We start from the raw sequence: 25,456 nt of genomic DNA, 5'->3' as shown, positions 1-25,456 counted from the left end.
ACCACTCAGTCCGTCTCCAGCAGCGCGGCGGACGAGCGGAGTTCCCCGGCCAGGTGGGCGAGCGCCGCGTCGTCCCCGCGATCGGCGGGTGCCGACGCCATCAGGGCGAGCCGGTCGCGCCAGCTCGACCCCGTCAGCGGCACGGCCACGGTGTTCATGCCCCGGACCGACTCCCCGCGGCTGAGCGCGTGTCCGAGGGAGCGGATCTCCTGGAGCTCGGCGAGCAGCGCGGAGCGCGAGACAAGGGTGTCCGGCGTGGCCGCGGGCAGCTCCTCGCGCGGGTAGAGGGCGCAGACCTGCTCCGGAGTCATCCGGGAGAGCAGCAGCTTCCCGCCGGACGTGGCGTGCGCGGGGTGCGTACTGCCGGGTTCCGGCATCACCCGTACCGGCCGGGGGGACTCGCGGCCGTCGGTGACGATGATCCGGTCGCCGCTCAGCGCCGCGCACTGCACCGTCTCGCCGGTGCGCAGCACCGCGTCCTCCAGCACCGCCGCGAGCCGTTCCCGGACGGCCGGGCCGAACCCCGCCGGGCGGCCGAGCCGGACCAGCTCCGGACCGGCCGAGTAGCCCCGGCCGGAGAAGTCCCGGATCGCGAAGCCGCGTCCTTCCAGCGTGCTGAGCACCCGGTGCGCGGTGGACCGGCCCACGGAGAGCAGCTCGGCGGCCTCGGAGACGGTGAGCGTGTCATGGGCGAGGAAGAGCTGCATCAACCGGAGCCCGGTGTCCAGCGATTCGATGGTGTAGCTCCGATTCGGTCCCACGGTGTGCCGGTTCCCCTTCGCTCGAATGTGCTCCCTTCGATCCAGTTCGATCACATGTGCGCCTGTCCCGCACTGAGGGACGGAAGCGGGTGACCAGCTGGATCGAACCCCCTGAACTTCCTTGTTTCAAGCCTATGTTGTCCCGATCCCCGGTACGAACGACTCCCCTTCTCGACGGATTGCGCCGACTGTCACTCCGTGTGCACGCGTGACGGCGGTGCGTGCAAAAACTCGTGAGTGTATTACCGCTGGAGCGCTCGCGCAGGGGGTTGGGTGAATGTGCCGAAGCACTGATTCGATCTGACTAAGCTCACGCGCAGTGAAGTCGAGTTGATATGAATTCGAGCGCTTGTTCCTGACTGTCCTGCAAGCGTGCATACCTCCCGAATCAACCGCCAGAGGTCTTAGATGGTTCGTGTTGAATCACCGCCGATCGACCGAGAATCCTCCGTCGTTCGCGCCGTGTTCCTGCCCGTGCTCCTGATGGGCGGCGCCACCGCCGCCGCGGCGGCACTGGTCTCCACGGCCGCGCGGATACCAGTCGTCTGGTGCGGTGCCGTCGCCACCGTCGTGGTCGCCGCCCTGAGTGTCCAACTCACCCGCCGGGCGCGCGACCTGCGTGCCCAGCGCGCGGTGTACGAACGCCGCTTCGCCGACCTGGAACGGCGCATCGCCACCCACGACGACGAGACCGTGCGGATCAGCAAGGAACTGCTGCCGGCCGCCATCCACCGGCTGCGCGTGGGCAATTCGCCCGAAGAGGTGCTCCGTGACGTCGTCGACGCGGACGAGATGTACCGCGACCTGCCCGACGCCCAGCGCACCCTCGTCTACACGGTGCTGCACATCATCGACAACGAAGAGGCGATGCGTGACTCCGCGCAGCGCGCCTTCGTCAACGTCGCCCGGCGCGTCCAGGCGATCGTCCACCGCCAGGCGAGTGAACTGCGCGAGATGGAGGAGCACCACGGGCGCAACCCCGACGTCTTCGACGACCTGCTCCGCATCGACCACGGCACCGCACTGATCGGCCGGCTCGCCGACTCCATCGCGGTGCTCGGCGGTGCCCGGCCCAGCCGCCAGTGGCCCAAGCCCGTACCGCTGTTCAGCGTGCTGCGCGGCGCCATGTCGCGGATCCTGGAGTACCCCCGGGTCGACCTGCACTCGATCGCCAAGGTCGCCATCATCGGCACCGCCGTCGAGCCGCTCATCCACGCCTGCGCCGAACTCCTCGACAACGCCACCCGTTACTCGCCCCCGCAGACCCGGGTGCACGTCACCGCCGTCGAGGTACAGACCGGCATCGCCATCGAGATCGAGGACGGCGGCGTCTCGCTCAGCGAGGAGGCCCGTTCGCGGGCCGAGAACATGCTCGCCAGGGCACAGGCCGGCTCCAACATGAACGACCTCGGCGAGTCCCCGCGACTCGGCATGGCCGTCGTCGGCCGGCTCTCGCGGATGTACGACCTCCAGGTCTCCCTGCGACAGTCCGCGTACGGCGGCGTCCGCGCCGTGCTCATCGTGCCCCGCGCCATGATCACCACCGGACCCGCTCCCGGCATCGCCCACGGCATCGGCGCCACGTCGAGGCCCACCAGCGACATCGACCAGGAGGCCATGAAGCACGTCGTGCCGGCCCGCCGCAAGCCCCGTACCCCCGTGGCCCAGCGACCCGCCACCGGCCCGGTCGCACCCGCCACCCGGCCGGTCCTGCCCCCCGCCGCCATGGAGGACGACGTCCCCGTGGTGACCGAATGGACCGCGGGCGGACTTCCGCAACGCCGAAGCCGCGGCCGGGCACCACTCGGCTCGCACAACCTCCCCGCCCAGCCCGCCGATCCCTCCGCAGGCCGGCACAACGGCCACACCAATGGCCACGGACACGGGCCCGGCGGTGACGGCGGCGGCAAGGAGCAGCCCCCGGGGCTCTGGCTGGAGGCCTTCACCAACGCGGTCAACGGCGTGCCGCAGGACCCGAAGACCGACGAAGACTCTGACGATGCGTGGGACAAGGGAGACCTGAAGTGATCCAGCAGCGGGGAAACATGGACTGGATGCTCAAGGAACTGGCCGACGACGTACCGGACATCCACCAGATCGTGGTGCTCTCCGCCGACGGTCTGCGCATCGCCCGGCACGGCGGCGACCCCGATGTCGCCGACCGCCTCGCGGCGGCCTGTGCCGGACTGCAGAGCCTGGCCGCCGCCGTCGCCTCCGAGATCCCCTACAGCGACGGGCTCATGCGGCTGGTCGTCATCGAGGTCACCGGCGGCTTCTTCTACCTGATGGCCGCCGGAACGGGCGCGTACCTCGCGGTGCTCGCCGGCGAGACGGTCGACGCGGGGCTCGTCGGCTCGCGGATGCGTGACATGGTCGTCAGGATCGGTGCCCATCTGACGAGCCCGCCGCGCCACGACGGGCAGGCCGGATGAACTCTCCCCGACGAGAACGCCGAAAAGCCGATCCGGCTCCGAGCGATCCGGAACGGCTGTACGTGATCACCGGCGATCCCGACGGCAGCGAGCGGGCGCAGCTCGACCTGGTCACGATGATCGTCGCGCAGGCACAGCCGACGCCGACGGTCCAGCCCGAGCAGGCCGTGATCCTGCGGCTCTGCCAGGCACCGTTATCCGTCGCCGAGATCTCGGCATACCTCGGTCTGCCCTTCAGCGTGGTGACCTCGCTCCTCACCGAACTCCTCGCTGCCGGACTCATCGAATCGCGCGCACCCATCGTCCGCGCCACTCTCCCGGACAGGTCCCTTCTCGAAGCGGTGATGCATGGACTTCAGAAGCTCTGACACGATCACCGGCCCCCGGCGCGAGGACGTCCTTCCCACGACGGCGACAGCCGCGGTGAAGGTCGTGATCGTCGGCGGGTTCGGGGTCGGCAAGACGACCATGGTCGGTTCCGTCAGCGAGATCCGGCCGCTGACCACCGAAGAGACCATGACCCAGGCCGGCGTCGGCGTGGACGACAACTTCGGGGTGGAGAGCAAGACCGCCACCACCGTCGCCATGGACTTCGGCCGGATCTCCATCAGTGAGGAGCTGATCCTCTATCTCTTCGGCACCCCGGGCCAGGAACGGTTCTGGTTCCTGTGGAACGGCCTGTTCGAAGGTGCCCTCGGCGCGGTGGTCCTCGTCGACACCCGCCGCCTCGAAGTCAGCTTCGACGTCATCGGGCGACTGGAGGAGCGCGGCGTGCCGTTCGTCGTCGCCGTCAACACCTTCCCCGGCGCCCCGAAGCACCCCGTCGAGGCGCTGCGGACCGCACTGGACCTCCCCGACGAGGTCCCGATGATCGACTGCGACGCCCGACTGCGCGGCTCCAGCCGCGACGTGCTGATGACCCTGATGCGCTATCTGCACAGTCTGGCCCTCCCGCTCGCCTGACCGCAGTACCAACCCCCCCTCGCGCATCCCCATCCGTCCGGTACTTGGCCTGATCCCTGGAGCGATCGTGACAACCCCATTCCACTACGAGCCCGGAGCGGCCCCCGGGCCGGTTCCGCCCCCCGAATGCCCGGCCCACGGCCTCGGCGTCGGCCCCGGCGGACTGCGCCGGTTCTACGGCCCGGAGGCCGAGCGGGACCCCCACGGGCTCTACGACAAGCTGCGAGCCGAACACGGCACCGTGGCCCCCGTGTTGCTGCACGGGGACGTACCCGCCTGGCTGGTCCTCGGACACAGCGAGAACCTGCACATGACCCGTACCCCCTCGCAGTTCTCCCGCGACTCCAGGCGGTGGCGGGCCCTGCAGGACGGCAGCGTCGCCCCGGACCACCCGCTGGCCCCGATCTTCACCTGGCAGCCGATCTGCGCGTTCGCCGACGGGGCCACCCATGAACGGCTGCGCGGCGCGGTCACCGACAGCATGGGCCGGATCGACACCCGCGGCGTCCGCCGCCACGTCAACCGCTACAGCAACCGGCTCGTCAACGACTTCTGCCAGCAGGGCCGGGTCGACCTGGTCAGCCAGTTCGCCGAGCGGCTGCCGATGATGGTGATGTGTGCGATCCTCGGCATGCCCGAGGAGTACAACGACCGGATGGTCCAGGCCGCCCGCGACATGACCCGCGGCACGGCGACCGCCGTGGCGAGCAACGCCTATGTGCTCGACGCGCTGACCCGGCTCGTCCAGCGCCGCCGGCGCGAACCCGCGGAGGACTTCGCCACCTGGCTCGTCGAACACCCGGCAGGGCTGAACGACCAGGAGGTCAGCGAGCACCTCCGGCTGATCCTCATCGCCTCCTACGAGGCGACCGCCAACCTGATCGCCAACGTCCTGCGGATGGTGCTCACCGACCCGCGCTTCCGGGCCAGGCTCAGCGGTGGTCACATGACGGTCCCCGAAGCGGTCGAGCAGACGCTCTGGGACGAGCCGCCGTTCACCGCGGTCTTCGGCCGCTGGGCGGTCGGCGACACCGAGCTCGGCGGCAAGCAGATCAAGGCCGGCGACGCGCTGATCGTCGGCATCGCGCCGGCCAACACCGACCCGGTGGTCCGCCCCGATCTGGGCGACGACATGGCGGGCAACCGCGCCCACCTCGCGTTCAGCGGCGGCCCCCACGAATGCCCCGGGCAGGACATCGGACGGGCCATCGCGGACGTCGGCGTCGACGCCCTGCTGATGCGCCTGCCCGATCTCGAACTCGCCGTCGAGGAGAGCGAGCTGAGCTGGGTCGGCAACATCATGGGCCGGCACCTGGTGGAGCTGCCGGCCGACTTCGCCGCCCGCCCGCCGCAGGACGACAAGGAACCGCCTTCCATGGGCAGGCCCAACACGCCGCGCCAGGACTGGGAGGTGCAGTCGACCGTCCGGCACACCGCGCCCACACCCGGCCGGGCCACGGCCACCGCCCCGATGAGTACGACGGCCACGGCCACCGCCGTCGACGAATCCGGGACCCCCGCCGCTCCTTCCGCCGTCGGCGGGATCCCGCAGCAGCGCGGCGAATCCGCACCGGCGAGGCTGTGGCGGGCCGTCTCCCGGTGGTGGAGCGGCAACTGACCCGACACGCCCCCGGGAGTGAGCGCGGCAGCGGCGTCCGGCCCGGTGGCCGAGGACTTTCGAGTCCACGGCCACCGGGCCCGACGCCGCCGGGGCCCCGGACCGGGCCCGCCCCCGTACCATGCACAAGCGTGAAGCTGACAATTCTGGGCGGCGGCGGATTCCGGGTACCACTCGTGTACGGGGCGCTGCTCGCCGATCACGCCGAAGGCCGCGTTGACGCGGTCACCCTCTACGACACCGACGCCGACCGGCTCACCGCCGTGGCCCGGGTGCTCGGCGAACAGGCCGCCGGTGTCCTGGACGCGCCCGCCGTCACCGCCACCACCGACCTCGACGAAGCACTGCGCGGCGCCGACTTCGTCTTCTCGGCGATCCGCGTCGGCGGTCTCGAAGGCCGGGCGGCCGACGAACGGGTCGCCCTCGACGAAGGCGTGCTCGGCCAGGAGACGGTCGGCGCGGGCGGCATCGCGTACGGACTGCGCACCGTGCCCGTCGCCGTCGACCTCGCGCAGCGCATCGTGCGGCTCGCCCCCGAGGCCTGGGTCATCAACTTCACCAACCCGGCCGGCCTGGTCACCGAGGCCATGTCCCACTACCTGGGCGACCGGGTCATCGGCATCTGCGACTCCCCGGTGGGCCTCGGCCGCCGCATCGCCCGGGTGCTCGGCGCCGACCCCGACCGCGCCCGGATCGACTACGTGGGGCTCAACCACCTGGGCTGGGTCCGCGGACTGTACGTCGACGGCCGGGACGAACTCCCCAGGCTGCTCGCCGACCCGGAACTCCTCGGCTCCTTCGAGGAGGGCAGGCTCTTCGGTACCGACTGGCTGCGGTCGCTGGGCGCCGTCCCCAACGAATACCTGCACTACTACTACTTCAACCGGGAAGCGGTCCGCGCCTACCAGGACGCCGAACAGACCCGCGGCGCCTTCCTGCGGGAGCAGCAGGAGGGCTTCTACGCCCGGATGAAGGACCCCACCACCCCCGCCCTGTCCGCCTGGGACCGCACCCGCGCGGAGCGCGAGGCCACCTACATGTCGGAGAACAGAGAGGTCGCCGGGGTCGGCGAGCGGGACGAGAGCGATCTGGAGTCCGGCGGCTACGAGCAGGTGGCGCTCGCCCTGATGCGGGCCGTCGCCCGCAACGAACGGACCTCGCTCATCCTCAACGTCCGCAACCGCACCACGCTCCCGGTGCTCGACGCGGACGCCGTCATCGAGGTGCCGTGCCTGGTCGACGCCAACGGTGCCCACCCCGTCGCCGTCGATCCGCTCCCGTACCACGCCGTCGGGCTGGTCACCGCGGTCAAGGCGGTCGAGCGCGCGGTGCTGGACGCGGCGGCGAGCGGATCCCGCGCCACCGCCGTGAAGGCCTTCGCACTGCACCCGCTGGTCGACTCGGTGACCGTGGCCGGACGCCTCGTCGACGGCTACATCAAGGTCCATCCCCAACTCGCTTATCTGAACCGTCCGTAGCGGCTCCAGCGGCTCCAGGGGCTCCGGGGGTCCCGGACGCCGGTGCGGAGGCGCGGAGTTCGCTGCTGACCAGGAGGTGGAGCTGGGCGTCCAGCCACGCCCGGGAACGGGCCGCGAGGGCTTCCCCGGCCGGCAGCGCCCCGTCGTCCAGTGCCTCGGTGAAGGCGCGCAGCAGCGTCGCGGCACGGGCCAGACCGGTGCGGGACAGCGCGGTCGCCGCTTCGTCGATCCGGGCACGGGCGGGGACGTTGAGATGACGCAGCCCGCTGTGCGGCACCGCCGACATCGCGGACATCGCCTCCTCCAGCGCGGCCGTCAGCGGATCGGACGACCGCCGCACCACCGCGGCCAGGGCCGTGGAACCGTCACCGGCGGCGAGATCCGGCACGACCGTCCCCGCCGGGGTGAGCACCCCGAGCGGATCGATCCGCACCCCGCCGCCGGACCGGTGCAGCGAACCGCTGATGTGCGTGGCGCCGCCCTCCAGGGCATCGGCCAGGGCGTCCAGCGCACCGGGGCACTCCGGCCGGTACTCCGACGCCACCAGCACCCGGCCCCCCGCCGCATCCCGCACCACGGCTTCCAGGCGCTGCTCGGCGGGGTCGTAACCGACGCTCTCCACCTCGGACAGTTCGACGACATGGACCGCCTCCGCCTCGACCCGGGGCCGGATCAGCCGCGGCGGCCTGTTGGCCCAGCCTTCGGCCAGTGCGGTCAGATCCCGTACCAGCAAGGGTTCGGGCAGTTCGGTCCAGGCCGCGCCGACCGGGGTGATCGTCGTCGTGCCGAGCCTGCCCCGGGCCACCGTCAGCGCATGGCTCGGGGTGCGCCGGACGCTCTCGCTGACCAGACTTCCGCCGGCCAGCGAGGCCAGTGTGGTGCCCAGGACACGACGGGTGGCCAGCCGGTGGGCGGACAGCTCCTTGCCCTCGGCGGCCGTCCAGGCCTTGCGCAGTACGAGGACCGTGCCCGCGCCGGGGTGGGCGAAGTACACCTCGGAGGTCAGGGACTGCCCGGTGCCGTGGACGCGGCAGCCGAGCGAGACCAGCCGGACCCGGCGCAGCGGGGTGTCCCCGGCCTCGCGGGTGCCGAGCACCCCGGGATGCCCGGCGGCCCGCCGCCGGGCGTGCACCTCGGTGAGCAGGGCGGCGACCGACTCCGGGCGGTACTGGGCGGTACGGTCGGCGTACGCGGTGAGCTGGTCGGCCAGCTCGGCGATCGCGCCCGCGGGCCAGTGCATCGACCGGGCGGTCAGCGCGGCACCGGCGCGGGCGAGGGCTCCGCCGTGCACCGGGCCGACATGGGCCACGCCCTCCGCCAGCAGTTCGCCGGCCAGCCCGAGGGCCGCGTCGAGCACGGGCAGCGCCGTGGGCGGCGCGGCGGCCCGGCCGCCGACCTGGACGGGTACGGAACGCTCGTCGGTGTCCGTGGCGTCGGCGGCCCGGAACGCCCAGACCGCCAGCGCCACCACCTCACCTCGCAGCGAGGCGGCCGCGTCCGTCAACGCGTGGGCGATCTCGCCGGGCACCGGGAAACGCACCGTGCACGTGGGGAGCTCGACCCGGGGCTCGGGGTGATCCGGGGACGGGCGGTGCACGAGAGCGGCATAGCCCCGGTCGAGGGTGCGCCGCGCCGAGGCGACCGGGCGGGCGCCGACCGCGTCGGTGAGCGCGTCGTCGTCGGTGCTGCCCGGGGACCAGTCGGTGAACGCGGCGGGATCGCCGTCCGGATCGGACGCGGCGCTGCGCTGATGGGCCAGCACCAGGGCGATGAGATGGCGGCACACGCCCGGTGCGGCGCAGCTGCAGTCGCCCTCGTCCAGGCCGGTGCCGGGCGGCAGCGCCGAGGTCGTGCCGTCGTCGAACCTGGCCCGCACCGTGGTGTCCGGATCGGTCGTGAGCACGGGCACCGTCCCCGCGTCCAACTCCTTCGTGGCGCGCTTGACCAGGCCCCGGTTGGCGAGCGCCGCGAGCGTGTCCGGGGTGAGGGCGAGCAGATCGGGGCGCACGGCGGCGCCGGTCCCCGCGGAGGTCCTCGGCTCGGTCATCGGCCCAGCCTCTCGGCGACGAACTCGGCGAGCCGACCGGGCGTCATCGCCCCGATGTGCGCCCCGGCCGCCGCGAGCTTCCCGGCCGTCACCCGGTCGTAGTCCGGGTCGGCGTCCTCGTCGAGCGCGGCCAGCCCCAGCACGGTCGAGCCCTGCTCCACCAGCCCCCGCACCGCCCGCACCAGCCGGTACGGGTCGCCGCCCTCGTAGAAGTCGGTGATCAGCGCGACGACGGTGCGGCGCGGGTTCTCCACCAGGCCCGCGCCGTACTCCACGGCCCGTGCGATGTCGGTGCCGCCGCCCAGCTGGACCCGCATCAGCAGCTCCACCGGATCGGTCACGTCCGAGGTCAGGTCCACCACCTGGGTGTCGAAGGCGACCAGGTGTGTCTTGAGGCCGGGCAGGCCCCACAGACACGCGGCGGTCACCGCGGAGTGGATGACCGATCCGGCCATCGAGCCCGACTGGTCGACCAGCAGGATCAGTTGCCACTGCGTCACATGGCGTCGGGTGCGGGAGTGGAAGTGGGCGCGCTCGATGAGCAGGCGCCGTTCGTCCGGCTGGTAGTGGGCGAGGTTGGCCTTCACGGTCTGCCGGAAGTCGAAGTCCCTCGCCAGCGGCACCCGGCTGGGCCTGCGGGAGCGGGTGCCGTGGAACGCCCGGCGGATCTCCGGCTGGAGCCTGGCCATGAGCTGTCTCACCACCGACTCGACGATGCGCCGGGCCAGCCGCAGCACCTGCGGGTTCATCAGATGCTTGGTGCGCAGCACGGCACGCAGCAGCGTCTGGCTGGGCTCGACCCGCTCCAGCACCGCGGGGTCGGTGACGATCTCCTGGATGCCGTACTTCTCGACGGCGTCCCGTTCCAGGCGCTCGACGGTCTCCTTCGGGAAGAGCCGGTGGATGTCGTCGAGCCAGTCGACCGCGGTCACCGCGGACGGCCCGTCGCCGCCCGTCCGGGGAGTCGAGCCGGAACGGCGCACCCCGCGCCGGGTGAGCTCGGGGTCACGGCCGTAGAGCCAGTCGAGCGCGGCGTCCCGGCCGGCGTCGGCCGGACCCGGCTGCCCGGTGTGCCGTTCGGCGGCGGCGCCGAGGACCAGCCGCCAGCGCTCCAGCCCCGCGTCGGGAACAGTGCCGGAACCCTTCTCGGGCCCGGGTGCCCGGCGGGGTGCCTGTTCGGGCGTGGTCATGGGGCGGCATCCAGTTCGTAGCGGGCCAGCAGTCGGGACACGGACTCCTCCAGGGCGCGGGCCCGGGCGATCAGCAGGGGGTCCGCGGTGGTCCGGAGCAGGGAACGCGAGGAGCCGCGCACCCCTCGCCGTTCCAGCAGACGGGCGGCGATCCGGTCCCGCTCGCGCGGCGGGAAGAAGGTGAAGGCCTGCCGCAGCGCGGGCAGGCCCGACAGGAACTCCTCGTCGGACAACGCGCTGACCAGGCCGTCCAGCACATCGATCAGCGACTCGGCCGCGCCGTCCGTTCCGCGGCCGTCGTCGTTGCCCGCCGCGCCCGTCACCTCGTCGCGGGCGAGCGCGAACAGCCCGGCCAGCCAGTCGCCGAGCGCATCGGCACCGGCCCTCGCCACCGTACGCACCACCCGGGCCGGATCGCCGGACGTGCCGGGGGCTCCCGGGACCCGGCCCAGGGACCGGGCCAGCCCGAACGCGGCACCGCGCACATCGATCGGGGCCTGCGGGTCCTCGGCGATCCGCCGGGCGATCCCGGCCGCGACCTCACGGGTGACGGAGAGCAACTCCGGTGCGTGCAGCACCGCGTCGCGCACCGCGACCACCGCCCGCAGCCGGGGGAAGTCCACCCCCGACGAGCCGCGCGCACCCTCCAGGAGCCACAGCAGCTGTTCCGTCGCCCCGTCGATCACGGCGGCGAGCAGCGGACCGCGCGCCATGCCGAACACCCGGTCGTGCCGCCACAGCCCGAGAGCCGTGGCGAGTATCTCCCCGAGCGGTCCGGTGGCCTGCAACTCGCGTACACAGGAGGAGAGTTCTTCGAGCAGCTGCTCCGAGAGCCCGCCCATTCCGCACAGCACCGCGTCGAACAGCGCCCCCGCCGGACCATCGGCCTCCGCCGTACCGCTCCGGGTGCGCTCGGTGAGGGCGACGGCGGCCGCCTCGGCCAGGGTGGCCCCGTACGCCCCCGCCTCCACCAGCGCGGCCTCGCGCCCCAGGACGGACTGCGCCTCCCAGCGCTCGGTGAACACCGGGTCGACGCCGTGGGTGGGACCGGCGGTCCGCACCTGGCCGGGGACACCCAGCACCCGCAGCCGGTGGAGCACCCGGCTGCGTTCCAGGTCGGTGGCGTCCGTGAGATCGAGGCGGTACGTCGCCTCCGGGCCGCCGTCCAGCGCCAGCCCGGCGAGCTGCGCCGCCACGTCATGCACCAGGGGCGGCGCCGGAGTCTGCGGATGGAGCCGCCCCGTGCGGTCGCCGCCGCAGGCCGCGACCATCTCGACGACCGCGGGGTGGGCCCCCGCCGTCAGCGTGCCCCGGCCGGTCCACGGCAGCGGCCGGTCCAGATCGTCCGTGATCAGAGCGCCCGCCAGGCCGTCCAGCACATCGATCCTGGCCGGACTCGGATGGCCGCGCAGCGCCGTCAGCCCCTCGGCCAGGCTGCGGGCGGCGATCAGATCGGAGGTGGACACCGGGTACTTCCGGGCCCGCAGCCGCTCGACGACCACCCGCAGCAGGCCGTCCGCCGCGGCCTCGGGGCCCGCCTCCCACACCTGCTGGTAGTAGCCCGGCGACGGCATCCCCGACTGGTACCCGGCGAACGCGTCCAGCTTCCGGAAGGAGTACGGCACCAGGAAGCTCCCGGCCATGGCGCCGTCCGGCGGGGCGGGTACCACCGGCCACCCGTCCGCGCCCCGCTCCCAGCCGTCGCCGTCCGCCCCGTCCCGCGCACGGGAATCGGTGAGCGCGCGGAGCGCCGGCTGATGGAAACCACCGGTGACCACCAGGACCGGCCGGTCACCGGCCGCCGCCACGGCAGCCCGCACCCACGCGGCCATGTACGACTCCCGCGCCCGGTCGCCCGCGTCGGCCTCCGCGTCACCGCGCACCAGCGCGAAGTACGCGTCGAGCCGCTCGGCGAGACCGCTGTCCGGTTCGACCTCGAACAGGCGGTCCCACAGGGCGTCGGAGGAGTCCACCGCGAACTGCCGGCACAGCCGCTCCGTCGCCTCCGCGTAACGCGCCTCAGCGTCGGCGTAGCGGTTGGTGCGCTCGGCGAACGCCGGATGCCAGGCCGGCAGATCGATGAAGCGGACCTGTGCCCCGGCCGCCCTCCCCGCCCGCAGCGCGACCCACTCCGGCGAGTAGTCGCACAGCGGGGCCCAGGACGTCGCGGCCCGCTGTCCGTCGCGGTAGTGGCTGAACACCGCGACCGGCAGCTCGTGCCCGAGCAGCAGCTCGTCCAGCCGGCCGTTCATCTCAGCCGGACCCTCGATCAGCACCTGGGCGGGCCGGAGCTCCGCGACGGTCCGTTCGACGAGCCGTGCACAGGCGGGGGAGTGGTGACGCACCCCCAGGAACACCGTGGACATCAGTCGGCCAGCAGATGGCGTGCGTCGTGCAGGGCCTTCCACTGCGGTCCGCGGCGGCGCGGCACCTGCTGCTCCAGATAGCGGCGCAGCCGGGCCAGGTCCTCCGGGCTGTCCTTCGCCGCGGTACCCGCCAGACACGCCACCACATCGGCGGCGCTGCCCGGCTCGCCGCGCAGGAACCAGCCGCGCACTCCCACGGCGTGGGCGACGGACACGGCCTCCGCCGTACTCATCACCGCCGACGGGCGGTCCGGACCGGCACCGCCCTTCTCACCGGCCCCGGCACGCAGCTCCCGGAACGTCCCGACCAGGACCTCCAGCACATCCCGGTCCGGCGGCGGCTCCACACCGGAGCGCCGCAGCAGGGTCGTCACCTCGGCCTCGACCAGGGCCAGTTCGGTGTCCAGGTCGGGGATCGGGAAGACCGTCTCGAAGTTGAACCGCCGCTTGAGCGCGGCGCTCATCTCGTTGACGCCCCGGTCCCGGGTGTTGGCGGTGGCGATCACATTGAAGCCCTGCCGGGCGAAGACCATGCCGTCCGGCCCGGTCAGCTCGGGGATGGCCACCACCCGCTCGGAGAGCAGCGACAGCAGCGAGTCCTGCACCTCCAGCGGACAGCGGGTGATCTCCTCGAACCGGACGAGCCTGCCCTCCGCCATGCCGCGCAGCATCGGGGCCGGCACGAGCGACCGGGTGGACGGCCCCTCGGCGACCAGCAACGCGTAGTTCCAGCCGTATTTGATCTGGTCCTCGGTGGTGGCCGCGCCGCCCTGCACTGTCAGCGTCGAGTCGCCGCTGACCGCGGCCGCGATCAGCTCGGAGAGCAGCGACTTGGCGGTGCCCGGCTCGCCGACCAGCATCAGCCCACGGCTCGTCGCCAGCGTCACCAGGGCCCGGTCCACCAGCGAGGGGTTGCCGACGAACTTCCGGCCGATGCCGGTGTCCGCGTCACCGATGATGAACCGGCGTGCCGCACGCAGGCTCAGCTCCCAGCCCGGCGGACGCGGATCACGGTCGTCGGCGCGCAGTGCCGCCAGCTCCTCGGCGTACCGGACCTCGGCCGGGGGCCGCTGCACCGGCTCGGCCCCGCCGCCCGGCGCCGCGGCACGGGTCTCCTCGTGCGCGGTCACGACGCGACGTCCTCGGTGAGTTCGGCCAGGTCGTTCAGGAACTCGGACACGGTCACCGCGTCCAGGCCGGTGAAGCGGTGCTGATACTCGCCACGCCTCCAGTGATCGTCGGGCCGGGTGTCGAGCCAGACCGTTTCCAGGGTCTGGTCGGGGAACATGTCGACCACGCCGACCGCGATGCCCGGGTCCAACGCGATCACGAGATAGCAGTCGTCGCTCAGCCGCTTGGAGATCCAGCGCTCCACCCCGGCGTCCTGCGGCACCCCGCGCTCCCAGCCGCGCCGCTGCAGCCCGAGAACCTTCCCGATCGGAACCTTGAGCCCCTCGAACCGGGTGAGCCGGTACTCGTCGGTCTCCTTCTCGGAGAGCGCGAGCACACCACGCCCGAGCTGCGGGAACGGCTGCAGGATCTCGTAGTCGGCGAACAGCTCCGACCAGGCGGCCAGTTCGTCACCGAGGTGCAGCGGGTGCGCGAGCCGCACCGTCGCGTCATCGGCCAGGACGAAGACGTCGTCCTCCGCGTCGGCGAACGTACGGTCCTCCGCAACCCGGAACGCGCTGCGCGTCCCGTCCTCCGGATCGCTCAGCCACACCAGCCGGCGCACCAGGTGCCACAGCAGCGGATGGCCGACGAACAGTTCCTGGAACTCCTGGGCCGTCCAGGAACGTCCGGTCACCATCGCGGCCTCCAGACGCCGCACCTGGTCGGAGGCGATCGTCCGGACATCCTTCTTCAGTGCCATGAACCGCTTGCGCTCCGCCGGGGCGAGCTCCGCGTCGTCGCGGGCACCCGGCTTCGGCAGGTCCTTGCGGCGCTTGCCGTCACCGTCCAGCACGTACGGCCGCAACTGCTCGTCGAATCCGACCGTGAACGAACGGGGGCCGTAGTCGATGACCGTCGAACCGTCGGCGTCCAGCCCGAGGTCGGGCACGAGGCGGTCGGAGAGCTGCTCGCCGGTCAGCCCCAGTCCTGCGGCCACCTCGGCGATCTTCTCCCCGGCCCGTACCTTGAGGCCCTTGAACTTCACCCGCTGCGAGATGCCGTGCAGATGCAGCAGCGCCACGTCGCTGCCGATGGCGGCCAGCACATCGAGACCCTCGACTGCCCGGTGGTGCGCCGACTCACCGGGCCAGGACCGGATCACCGGGGTCAGCCGGCGGACCGTCTCGTCGTCGCCGATCAGCCCCAGCGCGTGCAGCGCCCACGACTCCTTCGCGGGCATGTTCGCCATCCGCCACTGCTCGAACAGGGCCCAGGCGAACTCCGCGAGCGAAGCGGACTCGGCCGCCCCGGTCAGCGCGGCGACTCCCGGGTACACCTCACCGGGCTTCGACAGCGCCAGCATCATCAGGGCGTTGCGCACCGCCGCCACCGGCAGCGCACCGCCGGACCGGACCGTGATCTGCGGCAGCACCGAAGGCTCCGCCCAGCCCGGCAGCACCGGCATCCTGACGGGCAGCGCGCGCTCCAGCGGGTCGGCGGCCAGCAGCTCGTCCACCGCCGCCGCGGCCTGCGGACCGTACGCCCGGGCGGCCTCGCGGACCACCTCGTCGCCGTGCGTCGTGGCGATCGATGTCAGTGCCTGCTCGGCGGCGTTCCGCGCGGCGCCCGCCTTGCCCACGGCGGCCGGGACCAGGAGCGGGGCGGCCGCCACGCCGTGCCGGGCGAACCAGGCACGGGCGGTCGACGCGGTGGACTTCAGCCGGACCGCCCAGTCGGCCATGTGCCGGGCGACGTCCACGTCGACGAACGGGAGAAACAGCGGGGCGAGCGCGCTCGGCTGCCTGGGAACGGCACGCAACAGCATCGGCAGCGCGGCCAGGCCGAATCGCGCGGCGATCGGCTTGAGCGTGTCCTCGCCGTCCCACAGATCGTCCGGATCCCAGGTGGCGAGGAGCGGGGCGACCACGTCCTCGTCGCCGTGCACGAACACCCACGCCGAGCGCAGATCACCGGGGGGCGACTCCTGGCGCAGCACGTCGATGTACTCGTGCATGTCGCCGTTGTTGCGATTCTGCGTGTACCAGGAGGAGGTGGCCGCCCAGGCCGCCCGCTCCTCGGGCAGCCACTCCAGCACGGGCTCGGAGACCGCGGTCAGCCCGGTCACGGGCTTGGCCCTGACCGTGGTGCGGGGCCGGGACCACGGCGGAGCCGTCAGCACGGCAGGCAGGGCGTCCACCGGTGCGTCGGCGACCAGATCCACCGGGTTGAGCAGCGGCTCGATGATCTCCACGACCTCGGGGCCGAGATCGCCGAGCGCCAGTGACACCACTTCGCGGTGGGCACCGACATGGGTCCGGAGCAGTTGCAGGGACCGGGACGCCGCTGACGGACTGCCGCCCGCCTCGGCGGCGAGCAGCCGCACCGCCCGTACCGGATAGCGGCGCATGGCTTCGAGGAGCGAGGGGCGGACGTGCTTGGAGTCCGCATGCGCCAGCAGGCCGAGGAAGGCATCGTCCGTCGGCAGCTCCACCAGGGCGCCGGCGGCGAGCTTCACGCTGTCCGAGTAGTAGTGGGTGCCGTCGAGGGTGTCGGCCAGTGCCGGGGCGATGGCCGGGCCGACGCCCTCGGCGACGGTGGCGATGGTGGCGACGCCGAGGGTGTAGTCCGGGCGGTAGGGCAACAGCGCCATCTGGTCGGCCGAGTACAGCGAGCTGAACACCATGGCACGCAGCGTGCGGTCCTGCTCGGCGTGCACCGCCGGATCCGCGCAGAGCTCGTCGACCCAGCCGGTCTCGCTCGGGACCAGGTAGGCGACGATGATCCTGCGCAGGGTGTCGGTGCGGCACTCGGCCAGTGCCTCGACCGCCGCCCGGTACGTGGCTTCGTCGGCTGCCGCGAGCAGCGCACGGACCCGGTCGATCGGCGATCGGTGGTGCCAGGCCCAGTACTGGTGGCGGGGGCCCGGGAGCGCCCTGAGCCGGGGTGCGCTCCGTGTGAGGCCGCTCTGCTGCCAGTCGGCGTCGACCGAGAAGACTTCGGTCGCGGCCCGTGCGGCGAACGGGAGGCCGTAGCGCTCGGACCAGAAGTCCGCCCATCCAGAGGCGTCGGTGATCGCGGTCAGCGCGGCCGCACCGGCCGGAGAGGGGGCTCCGCCGAGGTGTGCGCGCAGTGCTTCGGCCGCCGCGGAGTCCGAACGCGGCGAGTCCGCGAACTCCGCGATCCAGGCGGCCTCCTCCGCGAGCTTGGTCTCGATCGCCTCGAACGTCTCGCGCTTCGCCTTGGCCGGCCCGCGGCGCACTCCGCCGCGCCGGGGGTGCAGCAACCGCTTCCAGCTGTCGGGCAGGGTGAAGGTGTCCTCGTCGGGGAGAACGGTCGCGCTGTCGTCCACGACCGCGTCAGGGGCGGTCGCAGCCGCTGCCGGAGCCGTGCCGGTGACTGCCGCGGTGTCCGGGGCGGCGGGCGTCGAAGCGGACGCCTCGACCTCGCGGTACCCCTTCTTCTCCTTCTCCGTGATCGTCCTGACGACCTGGGCGGCGGCGGCCTCGGCCGACGCGTACTCCTTGGCCTGCGTACGACCCTCGCTCCCGCACCGCCCGTAGCGCACCGTCACCACGGCGCCCTCGGCCTCGGTCTCCCAGAACTTCGACGCAGTGCCCTCGACATATTCCCAGCGGCGCACAGTTCCGCCCCCTTCCCGCCCGCAGCCCGCTCCGCAGCGGGCTTTTCGATCAGTGGTGCCACACTAGAACGGAGCACTGACAACGCAGCGTGACCGGGGTGTCTTACGGGTAGAACCGCAGGTCAGGCGCTGGGTGAGGCGCTTGCCCGCACCGCACTACCCCGGTCGGCTCCGGACGGTGACGGTCCGTGGGACACCGGTCCGGCGCGGCCGTCCGGGCGCGCCGCACCGCCCCGTCTCCTCGTACGCCATCGATTCCGTGCCTCACCAGAATCCGGTGACCCCGCCCGGCATCGTCACGGAGCGGAAACGGCCCGCTCGCCGCCGGAGGGTGCCCAGGACGGCGCCACACCGGTGACCTGGCACACCATCAGGAACAGCGGGATGGGCGGGGTGTAGGGCGTGCGGTTGTCGGGCTGGTGGATCAGCCGGGGCCGGACCGCGGGGACGAACGCCCCCTTCGCGTAGCAGGCCTGCGAGGGCCAGTCCAGATCGAGGTCGGAGCCCGCGGGCACGATCCACCACCAGCGCTCGGCGTCCGCGAAGACGCAGCCGGTGCGCGGCAGGTGGGACATCAGCCGGAAGCCGTACCGGGCGGGCACCCCCACCGCGTCGCACCCCAGGCTCGCCGACAGTGCGGGCGGCAGCGGCAGCTGGACCGTGCCGACCGGACCGGCGGCGGGCCGCAGTTCGCGGGGGCGCCGGGTGCCGAGGAGATGGGACATCGCGTTCTTCAGCATGCGCGCTCCGAGCCGTGCGGCAGTTCCGCCCAGACGATGCGTCCCGAGCCGTTGCCCGCGTCGCGGGAACCCCAGGAACTGCACATCGCGTCGACGAGCAGCAGGCCGCGTCCGTGCTCGTCGTCGGAGGTACGGCGCAGCTGCGGCCCGCCGGGCTGGTGTCCTTGGTCCTGCACGGCTATCCGCAGCCGTCTGTCGAGGCAGCGCAGCTCGCACAGCACGCGAGCGCTCATGGTGTGCACGACCGCGTTGGTGACCAGTTCCGAAACGATCAGGATCGCCGAGTCGTGGGCGTCCGCGTCGAGCTGCCACTGGTCGAGCCGGGCCCGGGTCAGCCGCCGTGCACCCGCCACCGATTCGGGGTGCGCGGGCAGGGCGAAGCAGTACCGGAGCGCCTCCGTCCCGGGACTGAGATCCATGAGCCGGGGGATGAGCGCACTGCCAGGTGCCACAACCGATTCCTCACAGTGGGGGCTGCGTCACGCTCCGCACACCCATGGGAATGAGGGCGGTCGCGACATCGTGAACTGGTTCACTCACCAACTCTCCCCCTGTCGTGAACACTTGGCAAGGGGCACTCTGAAATTTCCAGAGTGGCTGTGTTCTGGTCGGCCCGCGCATGGCACACTGCTCAAAAACAGCGCATGGGGAGGTCTGAAGTGAGCGAACCGCGGTCCGCCCCGACCGTGGGTCAGGTCGTTCTCGGCAAGCGCCTGCAGGATCTGCGGGAGCGTGTCGGCCTGAGCCGTGACCAGGCTGCCAAGGTGCTGCGGGTCGCACCTGCGACGATACGCAGGATGGAGACCGCCGAGGTCGCTCTCAAGATCCCTTATGTGCAGATGCTGCTGAAGGCCTACGGGGTCGGCGACGACGAGGCCGACGCCTTCGTGGAGCTCGCCGAGGAGGCCAACAAGCCCGGCTGGTGGCAGCGGTTCCACGATGTGCTGCCCGACTGGTTCAGCATGTACGTCAGCCTGGAGGGCGCCGCGAGCCTCCTGCGCATGTACGAGCCGCATTTCGTCCCCGGACTGCTGCAGACCGAGGACTACGCGCGCTCGGTGATGCGCACCGGAGCCGTGGGCCAGACCAGACCCGAGGACATAGAGCGCCATGTCGCGCTGCGGATGCAGCGCCAGTCCCTGCTGACACGGCCGGACGCACCGAAGCTGTGGGTGGTGATGGACGAGACGGTGCTGCGCCGTCCCGTCGGCAGCGTCGAAGCCATGCGGGAACAGATCGACCGGCTGCTCGAAGCGATCGAGCTGCCGCATGTGACCCTGCAGATCGCCGAGTTCTCGACGGGGCACCACCCGGGCACCTACGGCCCGTTCGTCCTCTTCCGCTTCGGCGTCCCCGAACTCCCCGACATGGTCTACAGCGAGTACCTGACCGGTGCCGTCTACTTCGACGCGCGCCCCGAGGTGGCCTCCTACCTCGAAGTCATGGACCGCATGGCGGCTCAGGCCGCAACTGCACAACGCACGAAGGAAATCCTCCGGGACTTCCGCAAGGAGCTGTGATGGATCCCATATACAACGGCATGCCGGCCGCCGAACTCGGCTCCGAGGGCTGGCACAAGCCGTGGAGCGGTGGGAACGGAGGCAATTGCGTCGAAGCGATGAAGCTGTCCGACGGCAGAATCGCCGTACGCCAGTCCGCCGATCCCGACGGCCCGGCCCTGATCTACTCACCACGCGAGATCGCCGCCTTCATCCAGGGCGCCAAGTCCGGTCAGGCGGACTTCCTGCTCACCTGATTCCGCGGCCTCCCGGGCGGGCCGGCCCCGCAGCCGGACCGGCTTTCCTGCCCGAATCCGCAGCGCCGGGGCCGTCCCGGCCCCAGACTCTTGTTGTTCGCCGACCTCTGGACCCATGGAGCGCGCTATGACCGGGCACGACCCCCGAGCCATCGAGATCGACACCACCAAGCCGCATCCCGCCCGGATGTACGACTGGTTCCTCGGCGGCAAGGACAACTACCCGGTCGACGAGGAGATGGCCCGGCAGCTGCTCGCCCTCGACGCCCGGGGGCGGGACATGGCCCGGGTGAACCGCGCCTTCATGCACCGGGCCACCCGATGGCTCGCCGAGAACGGCGTCCGCCAGTTCCTGGACATCGGCAGCGGCATACCGACCGAGCCGAACCTCCACCAGATCGCCCAGGGGACCGCCCCGGACGCGCGCATCGTCTACTGCGACAACGACCCGATCGTCCTCGCCCACGCGGCGGCCCTGCTGCGCTCCACCCCGCAGGGCGCCACCGAGTACATCCAGGCCGACGCCCGCAAGCCGGAAGCCATCCTCGAAGAGGCCGGCCGGGTGCTGGACTTCGACCGGCCCATCGCCCTGTCGCTGCTCGCCCTGCTGCACTTCCTGGACGACGAGGACGGCGCGGCCGAGCTCGTCGACCGCCTCGTCGAACGGCTCGCCCCCGGCAGCTATCTGGTGCTCTCGCACACCACCGGCGACTTCGACCCCGAGCGCGCGGCGGAGGCGTCCGCCATGTACCGGGCCCGGGGAATGACGCTGCGCCTGCGCTCCCACGCCGAGTTCACCACGTTCTTCGACGGGCTCGAACTGGTCGAGCCCGGCGTCTCGCTCTCAGCGGACTGGCACCCCGAGCTCGGCGAGGTCGTCGAGGTCCCCGGCGGCGAGCCGATCCCCGGCTACGCGGGCGTCGCCCGCAAGCCCTGACCGGCACCGCACCCTCCTGGTCCGCAGGTTCCCGTCCTGTTCGGCTCCCCGCCCGGCTCAGCTGCCCAGCTCATGGCCGGTCGTCGCGTCCACATGGCCGGGAACCTCGTCGTGCCGGTCGCCCACCGTCGACGTACCCGACGGCTCGAACAGCAGCAGTGAGGCCCCCTCGGCGGAGTGCGGCTTGTGCCAGATGCCGCGCGGGACGACGAACACCGCGCCCCGGCCGAGGGTGACGGTCCGTTCTCCGTCCGCCTCGCGCAGACGGATGTCCAGGGCACCGTCGAGCACCTGGAAGAACTCGTCGGTGTCCTCGTGGACGTGCCACACATGCTCTCCGCGGACCTTGGCGACGCGTACGTCGTAGTCGTTGACGCGGGTCACGATCCGCGGACTCCACAGCGTCCCGAACGTGCCGAGCGCATCGCTCAGCAGGACCGGGCCGGGGCTGTTCTTCGTCGTGTCATCGCTCATGACCCCCATCCGGACTCCACATCATCCGCGCGGACCACGGCGCCGAGATCGCGGCGGCCGTGAGCCGCCGGCTGGTCTTCGGCGTCCACCGCGACGGCGCCAGCGCCAGTTCGCCGAGCACCCGCTGCCCGACGTCCCCGACACCTCACTGGGCCCGCTCCTCGCCTGGGCCGAGGAACGCCTCGGCTCGGACCTCACGGTGACCGGCCTCGCCGCCCGCGCCGCCGTCAGCCCGGCCACCCTGCACCGCCGCTTCCGCGCCCAGCTCGGCACGACCCCGCTCGGCTGGCTGACCGAACGCCGGGTCACACTCGCCCGGCGCCTGCTGGAGCGCGGCGAGGAGCGCCTCGACGTGGTCGCCCGCACCAGCGGACTCGGTACGACGGCCAACCTGCGGACCCACTTCCGCCGCAGTACCGGACTGACCCCCGGCGAGTACCGCCGCCGGTTCACCCCGGTCCCCTGAGCCGGCCCGGCCGCAGGTCACAATGGACGCATGTCACGACGCACGAAACGACCGGGACGGCCCGCCCCCGCCGCAGCACGCACCCCCGCGGTCACCGCGGAATCGCCGTGCCCGTGCGGCCTGCCCGCGACCTACGCGCACTGCTGCGGCCGACTGCACGCCGGGACCGTCGCCGCGCCGACCTGCGAGTCGCTGATGCGTTCCCGGTACGCCGCTTTCGTCGTCCGGGACGAGGCGTATCTGCTGCGCACCTGGCACCCGGACACCCGGCCGCCTTCCGTCGATTTCGATCCCGGGATGCGATGGGTGCGCCTGGAGGTGCTGGAGACGACCGACGGCAGCCCGTTCCACACCTCGGGCACGGTCACCTTCCGCGCACACTTCACGGACGACGGGCGGCCGGACTCGCTCCACGAGAAGAGCCGCTTCGTCCGGTACGACGGCGCCTGGGTGTACGCGACCGCGGTCTTCGTCGACTGACACCCGCGGGTGTTGTGGCCGGAGCCGGTCAGGCCGCCGTGCCCGCCAGGGCCTTCCGCGGTGACAGCTCCTGCGCCAGGTCCTCCGCCAGCAGCCGTTTGGCGATCACGTCCACCGCGGCCCGCAGCTGCCGGTCGTCCGCCCGCGTCCCGTGCTCGTCCAGCCGCTCGCCCAGCCACCGCGCCCAGGCGTCGGTGATCGCCGCCGCCTCCCGGCTCCCGGCGGCGGTGTGTGTGAACACATGACCGTCGCCGGTGAGATAGCCCTCCTCGATCATCCGGTCGAAGACCGGCACCAGCACCTCGGGCGGCAGCCGGTGCCGGGTCGCGATCAGCCGCAGACCCGCGTGGCCGACCATGCGGGTGAACAGCTCGACCTGCATCACCGCCCAGGCGCCCGCCATGTCCAGCCGGGTGTCCGAGTCCGCGACGATCCGCCGGGCCGTGTCAGGGCCCGCCCCGTGCAGGATCTTGGCCACGGCGAATTCGAGGAGCTTGGCGGAGTCGCCGGCGCCCGGCTGCGCGAAGCCCTCGCCCATGTCCGTCGAACCGACGCGGGCCGTGTCCCGCAGCTCCACCTGCTTCAGGAAGAGCGAGACGAAGAACCCCAGCACCGCGACCGGCACCGTCCACAGAAAAACGGTGTGCAGCGTGTCCGCGTACGCCTGGGCCAGCGGCGCGGACTGCGCGGCGGGAAGAGCGTGCAGCCCCGCCGGGCTCTGCGCCGCATTCGCCAGCACCGCGGGGTCACCGCCCGCCCGCGCCGCCGCCGCGACGCCGTCGGTCAGATTGGGCTTCAGCGCGTTCGCGTAGATCGTGCCGAAGACCGCCGTGCCGAAAGAACTGCCGAGCGTACGGAAGAACGTCACGCCCGATGTCGCCGTGCCCAGGTCCGCGTAGTCCACCGTGTTCTGCACGGCGATCGTCAGGACCTGCATGGCCAGACCGATGCCGACCCCGAGCACCAGCATGTACAGCGACTCCAGCCACACCCCGGTGCCGGGGCCCATCCGGGAGAGCAGATACAGCCCCACCGCCATGATCAGCGAGCCGACGATGGGGAAGATCCGGTACTTGCCCGTCTTGGAGACCACGTTGCCGCTGAAGATCGAGGCGACCAGCAGCCCGAGGACCATCGGCAGCGTCCGCACGCCGGACAGGGTCGCCGAGTCCCCGTCCACGTACTGCAGATAGGTCGGCAGGAAGATCATCGCGCCGAGCATCGCGAAGCCCACGATGAAGCTCAGGACCGAGCAGACCGTGAACACCGGATTCCGGAAGAGCCGCATCGGCAGCATCGGTTCCTGTGCCCGGAACTCCACGAGGCAGAAGAGTGCCAGCGCGACGAGGCCGCCCGCGAAGAGACCGAGGATGACGGGCGAGCCCCACGCGTACTCGTTGCCGCCCCAGCTCGTCGCCAGGATCAGCGCGCTCGCGCCGACCGTGACCATCGCGATGCCCAGGTAGTCGATGACGGGCCGGCCGGCGGCCTTCACCGAGGGGATCGTCCGGGCCGCGGCGATGACCACCACGATCGCGATCGGCACATTGACGTAGAACGCCCAGCGCCAGCTCAGATGGTCGGTGAAGAGCCCGCCGAGCAGCGGCCCGATCACCGTCGACACCCCGAAGACCGCGCCGATCGCGCCCTGGTACTTGCCGCGCTCGCGCAACGGGATCACATCGGCGATCAGCGCCATCGAGGTGACCATCAGCCCGCCGGCCCCGATGCCCTGCAGCCCGCGCCAGACGATCAGCAGCGTCATGTTGGTCGCGAGACCGCAGAGGAACGAGCCGGTGATGAAGATGATCGCCGACAGCTGGAAGATGATCTTCCGGCCGAACAGGTCGCCGAACTTGCCCACCAGGACCGTCGCCACGGTCTCGGCGAGCAGATACGCGGTCACCACCCAGGACATATGGGCGGCGCCGCCGAGGTCCGAGACGATCGTCGGCAGCGCGGTGCCGACGATCGTCTGGTCCAGGGCGGCCAGCAGGATCCCCAGCACGATCGTCGCGAAGACGATGTTCCGGCGGCGCGGATCGAGTACGGGCGGCGCGGCGGCACTCTGCGCGACGGTGGCGGTCTCGCTGGCAGTGGTCACGCTTGCACCTTCACACCGCCCCGTCCCTCCCGCATGTGGGGGACGGCCGGACGGGTCGTCAGGCCGGCAGGTCCCGCAGGGAAGCCTTCAGCCGGGTCACGAAGGCCTCCCGTACGGGCTCCGCCACCCGGTCAAGCGAGAGATACGGATTGAGGTCCTCCAGCTCGACGAGCAGCAGCTCGCCCCGCGCGGTCCGGCAGGCGTCGACCCGCTGGATGCCGTGGTCGAGGCTGTTCCACTCCACGAAGCCGCGGGCGAACGCCAGATCGGCCGCGTCCGGCGCGTACGGCTCCAGCACCCACCGCCGTTCCGGGTCCGGGGCGTACAGCGCGTACTGGAAGTCGTGGTCGATGAAGTAGAAGGACACCTCGTATCGGAAGTCGATCCGGGGCTGGACGAGCAGCGTGCCGTCCGCGCCCTCCGGCAGCGCGGCCTCCCGTACGAACCGCAGCCCGGCCGAGTCGGCCCCCAGCTTCGGCTTGACCACGTACTCGGGGGCCTCGGGCAGCGTCCCCAGATCAGCGGCCCGGTCCACGGTGGGGATCACCGGATGACCGGCCCTGCTCAGATCGACCAGATACTGCTTGCCCGCCATGTCGCCGCGGCCGTGCAACGGGTTGTAGACCCGGGTGCCCAGCTCCCGCGCCCGTGCGCGGAACGCGTCGTACGCCTCCTGGTAGTGCAGCACCGGACCGCTGTTGCGTATGACGACCGTGTCGAAGCCGTCCAGCAGCGCGGCGGCGTCCCGGGGGTGACAGAGCGCGACGTCGAACTCCTCCCGCAGCCGTGCGGTCAGCCGGATGTCCTCGTCGCAGTAGCGGCGGCCACGCGCCTCGTAGGCGAGGTCGGTGACGTACAGGACGGACGGTCGCGGGCCGGCGGGCATGGCGT

Annotated in this window: 21 protein-coding genes and 1 pseudogene; 11 read left to right on the top strand and 11 right to left on the bottom strand. The window is 72.0% G+C overall.

Annotation, left to right across the window (positions count from 1 at the left end; translation table 11 throughout):
* Positions 1-5: 5 nt before the first annotated feature.
* On the bottom strand, positions 6-761 hold the full coding sequence (locus EES42_RS26380) for an IclR family transcriptional regulator (RefSeq protein WP_124720730.1): 756 nt from the start codon (positions 759-761) through the stop codon (positions 6-8).
* 408 nt (positions 762-1,169) lie between these two features.
* On the opposite strand from EES42_RS26380, the gene EES42_RS26375 reads away from it, so the two are divergent.
* The 6 genes from EES42_RS26375 (at position 1,170) to EES42_RS26350 (ending at position 7,252) form a co-directional block, all read left to right on the top strand.
* Positions 1,170-2,789 (top strand): sensor histidine kinase, encoded by a 1,620-nt coding sequence (locus tag EES42_RS26375; RefSeq protein ID WP_124720729.1) that lies wholly within the window; start codon positions 1,170-1,172, stop codon positions 2,787-2,789.
* The gene (locus EES42_RS26370; protein ID WP_093896207.1) at positions 2,786-3,193 is read left to right on the top strand and encodes a roadblock/LC7 domain-containing protein; all 408 of its coding nucleotides are present in this window, start codon (positions 2,786-2,788) and stop codon (positions 3,191-3,193) included. Before EES42_RS26375 ends, EES42_RS26370 begins: the two co-directional genes overlap by 4 nt.
* On the top strand, positions 3,190-3,561 hold the full coding sequence (locus EES42_RS26365) for a DUF742 domain-containing protein (protein WP_124720728.1): 372 nt from the start codon (positions 3,190-3,192) through the stop codon (positions 3,559-3,561). The genes EES42_RS26370 and EES42_RS26365 overlap by 4 nt, the downstream gene beginning before the upstream one ends.
* Positions 3,542-4,156: a GTP-binding protein gene (locus tag EES42_RS26360; RefSeq protein WP_124720727.1), complete on the top strand. Its 615-nt coding sequence runs from the start codon at positions 3,542-3,544 to the stop codon at positions 4,154-4,156. The genes EES42_RS26365 and EES42_RS26360 overlap by 20 nt, the downstream gene beginning before the upstream one ends.
* 67 nt (positions 4,157-4,223) lie before the next feature.
* A complete protein-coding gene (locus EES42_RS26355) occupies positions 4,224-5,774 on the top strand; it encodes a cytochrome P450 (RefSeq protein ID WP_124720726.1) in 1,551 nt (516 codons plus the stop codon).
* 131 nt (positions 5,775-5,905) lie between these two features.
* Entirely contained in the window at positions 5,906-7,252 is a 1,347-nt protein-coding gene (locus tag EES42_RS26350; RefSeq protein WP_124720725.1) for a 6-phospho-beta-glucosidase, read from the top strand.
* Here the strand turns inward: EES42_RS26350 and EES42_RS26345 are convergent.
* The 7 genes from EES42_RS26345 to EES42_RS26315 all read right to left on the bottom strand — a co-directional run bounded on the left by EES42_RS26345 (position 7,212) and on the right by EES42_RS26315 (position 18,800).
* Positions 7,212-9,299: a hypothetical protein gene (locus EES42_RS26345; protein ID WP_206433574.1), complete on the bottom strand. Its 2,088-nt coding sequence runs from the start codon at positions 9,297-9,299 to the stop codon at positions 7,212-7,214. The two genes, EES42_RS26350 and EES42_RS26345, sit on opposite strands and share 41 nt — an antisense overlap.
* Entirely contained in the window at positions 9,296-10,489 is a 1,194-nt protein-coding gene (locus EES42_RS26340) for a VWA domain-containing protein (RefSeq protein WP_124720724.1), read from the bottom strand. The genes EES42_RS26345 and EES42_RS26340 overlap by 4 nt, the downstream gene beginning before the upstream one ends.
* Positions 10,486-12,855: a DUF5682 family protein gene (locus EES42_RS26335; protein WP_124720723.1), complete on the bottom strand. Its 2,370-nt coding sequence runs from the start codon at positions 12,853-12,855 to the stop codon at positions 10,486-10,488. Before EES42_RS26335 ends, EES42_RS26340 begins: the two co-directional genes overlap by 4 nt.
* Positions 12,855-13,985 (bottom strand): ATP-binding protein, encoded by a 1,131-nt coding sequence (locus EES42_RS26330; protein WP_124720722.1) that lies wholly within the window; start codon positions 13,983-13,985, stop codon positions 12,855-12,857. Before EES42_RS26330 ends, EES42_RS26335 begins: the two co-directional genes overlap by 1 nt.
* Complete coding sequence (locus EES42_RS26325) at positions 13,982-17,608, bottom strand: WGR and DUF4132 domain-containing protein (RefSeq protein ID WP_124720721.1); 3,627 nt, start codon at positions 17,606-17,608, stop codon at positions 13,982-13,984. Before EES42_RS26325 ends, EES42_RS26330 begins: the two co-directional genes overlap by 4 nt.
* Positions 17,609-17,904: 296 nt before the next feature.
* Positions 17,905-18,348 (bottom strand): hypothetical protein, encoded by a 444-nt coding sequence (locus tag EES42_RS26320; RefSeq protein WP_124720720.1) that lies wholly within the window; start codon positions 18,346-18,348, stop codon positions 17,905-17,907.
* A complete protein-coding gene (locus EES42_RS26315) occupies positions 18,342-18,800 on the bottom strand; it encodes an ATP-binding protein (protein ID WP_124720719.1) in 459 nt (152 codons plus the stop codon). The genes EES42_RS26320 and EES42_RS26315 overlap by 7 nt, the downstream gene beginning before the upstream one ends.
* Before the next feature lie 207 nt (positions 18,801-19,007).
* Between EES42_RS26315 and EES42_RS26310 the strand changes: the two genes are divergently transcribed.
* The 3 genes from EES42_RS26310 to EES42_RS26300 all read left to right on the top strand — a co-directional run bounded on the left by EES42_RS26310 (position 19,008) and on the right by EES42_RS26300 (position 21,041).
* The gene (locus EES42_RS26310) at positions 19,008-19,868 is read left to right on the top strand and encodes a helix-turn-helix domain-containing protein (RefSeq protein WP_124720718.1); all 861 of its coding nucleotides are present in this window, start codon (positions 19,008-19,010) and stop codon (positions 19,866-19,868) included.
* Positions 19,868-20,104 (top strand): DUF397 domain-containing protein, encoded by a 237-nt coding sequence (locus EES42_RS26305; protein ID WP_124720717.1) that lies wholly within the window; start codon positions 19,868-19,870, stop codon positions 20,102-20,104. Before EES42_RS26310 ends, EES42_RS26305 begins: the two co-directional genes overlap by 1 nt.
* Positions 20,105-20,231: 127 nt before the next feature.
* Complete coding sequence (locus tag EES42_RS26300; protein ID WP_124720716.1) at positions 20,232-21,041, top strand: SAM-dependent methyltransferase; 810 nt, start codon at positions 20,232-20,234, stop codon at positions 21,039-21,041.
* Positions 21,042-21,098: 57 nt separating this feature from the next.
* Here the strand turns inward: EES42_RS26300 and EES42_RS26295 are convergent, their stop codons facing one another.
* Complete coding sequence (locus EES42_RS26295; RefSeq protein WP_124720715.1) at positions 21,099-21,515, bottom strand: cupin domain-containing protein; 417 nt, start codon at positions 21,513-21,515, stop codon at positions 21,099-21,101.
* Positions 21,516-21,526: 11 nt separating this feature from the next.
* Here EES42_RS26295 and EES42_RS26290 point away from each other — a divergent pair.
* Positions 21,527-21,981: pseudogene (locus EES42_RS26290) on the top strand (helix-turn-helix domain-containing protein); the annotation flags it as partial.
* 30 nt (positions 21,982-22,011) lie between these two features.
* Positions 22,012-22,461: a YchJ family protein gene (locus EES42_RS26285; RefSeq protein ID WP_124720714.1), complete on the top strand. Its 450-nt coding sequence runs from the start codon at positions 22,012-22,014 to the stop codon at positions 22,459-22,461.
* Between the two features lie 28 nt (positions 22,462-22,489).
* Here the strand turns inward: EES42_RS26285 and EES42_RS26280 are convergent, their stop codons facing one another.
* The gene (locus EES42_RS26280; protein ID WP_124720713.1) at positions 22,490-24,565 is read right to left on the bottom strand and encodes an MDR family MFS transporter; all 2,076 of its coding nucleotides are present in this window, start codon (positions 24,563-24,565) and stop codon (positions 22,490-22,492) included.
* Positions 24,566-24,623: 58 nt separating this feature from the next.
* Positions 24,624-25,451, bottom strand: coding sequence for an ATP-grasp domain-containing protein (locus EES42_RS26275; RefSeq protein WP_124720712.1), 828 nt, complete (start codon positions 25,449-25,451; stop codon positions 24,624-24,626).
* Positions 25,452-25,456: the final 5 nt, after the last annotated feature.

Source organism: Streptomyces sp. ADI95-17, assembly GCF_003846175.1.
Taxonomy (GTDB): Bacteria; Actinomycetota; Actinomycetes; order Streptomycetales; family Streptomycetaceae; genus Streptomyces; species Streptomyces sanglieri.
The sequence above is the reverse complement of the archived record's forward strand: the minus strand, read 5'-3'. Positions and strand labels throughout refer to the sequence as shown.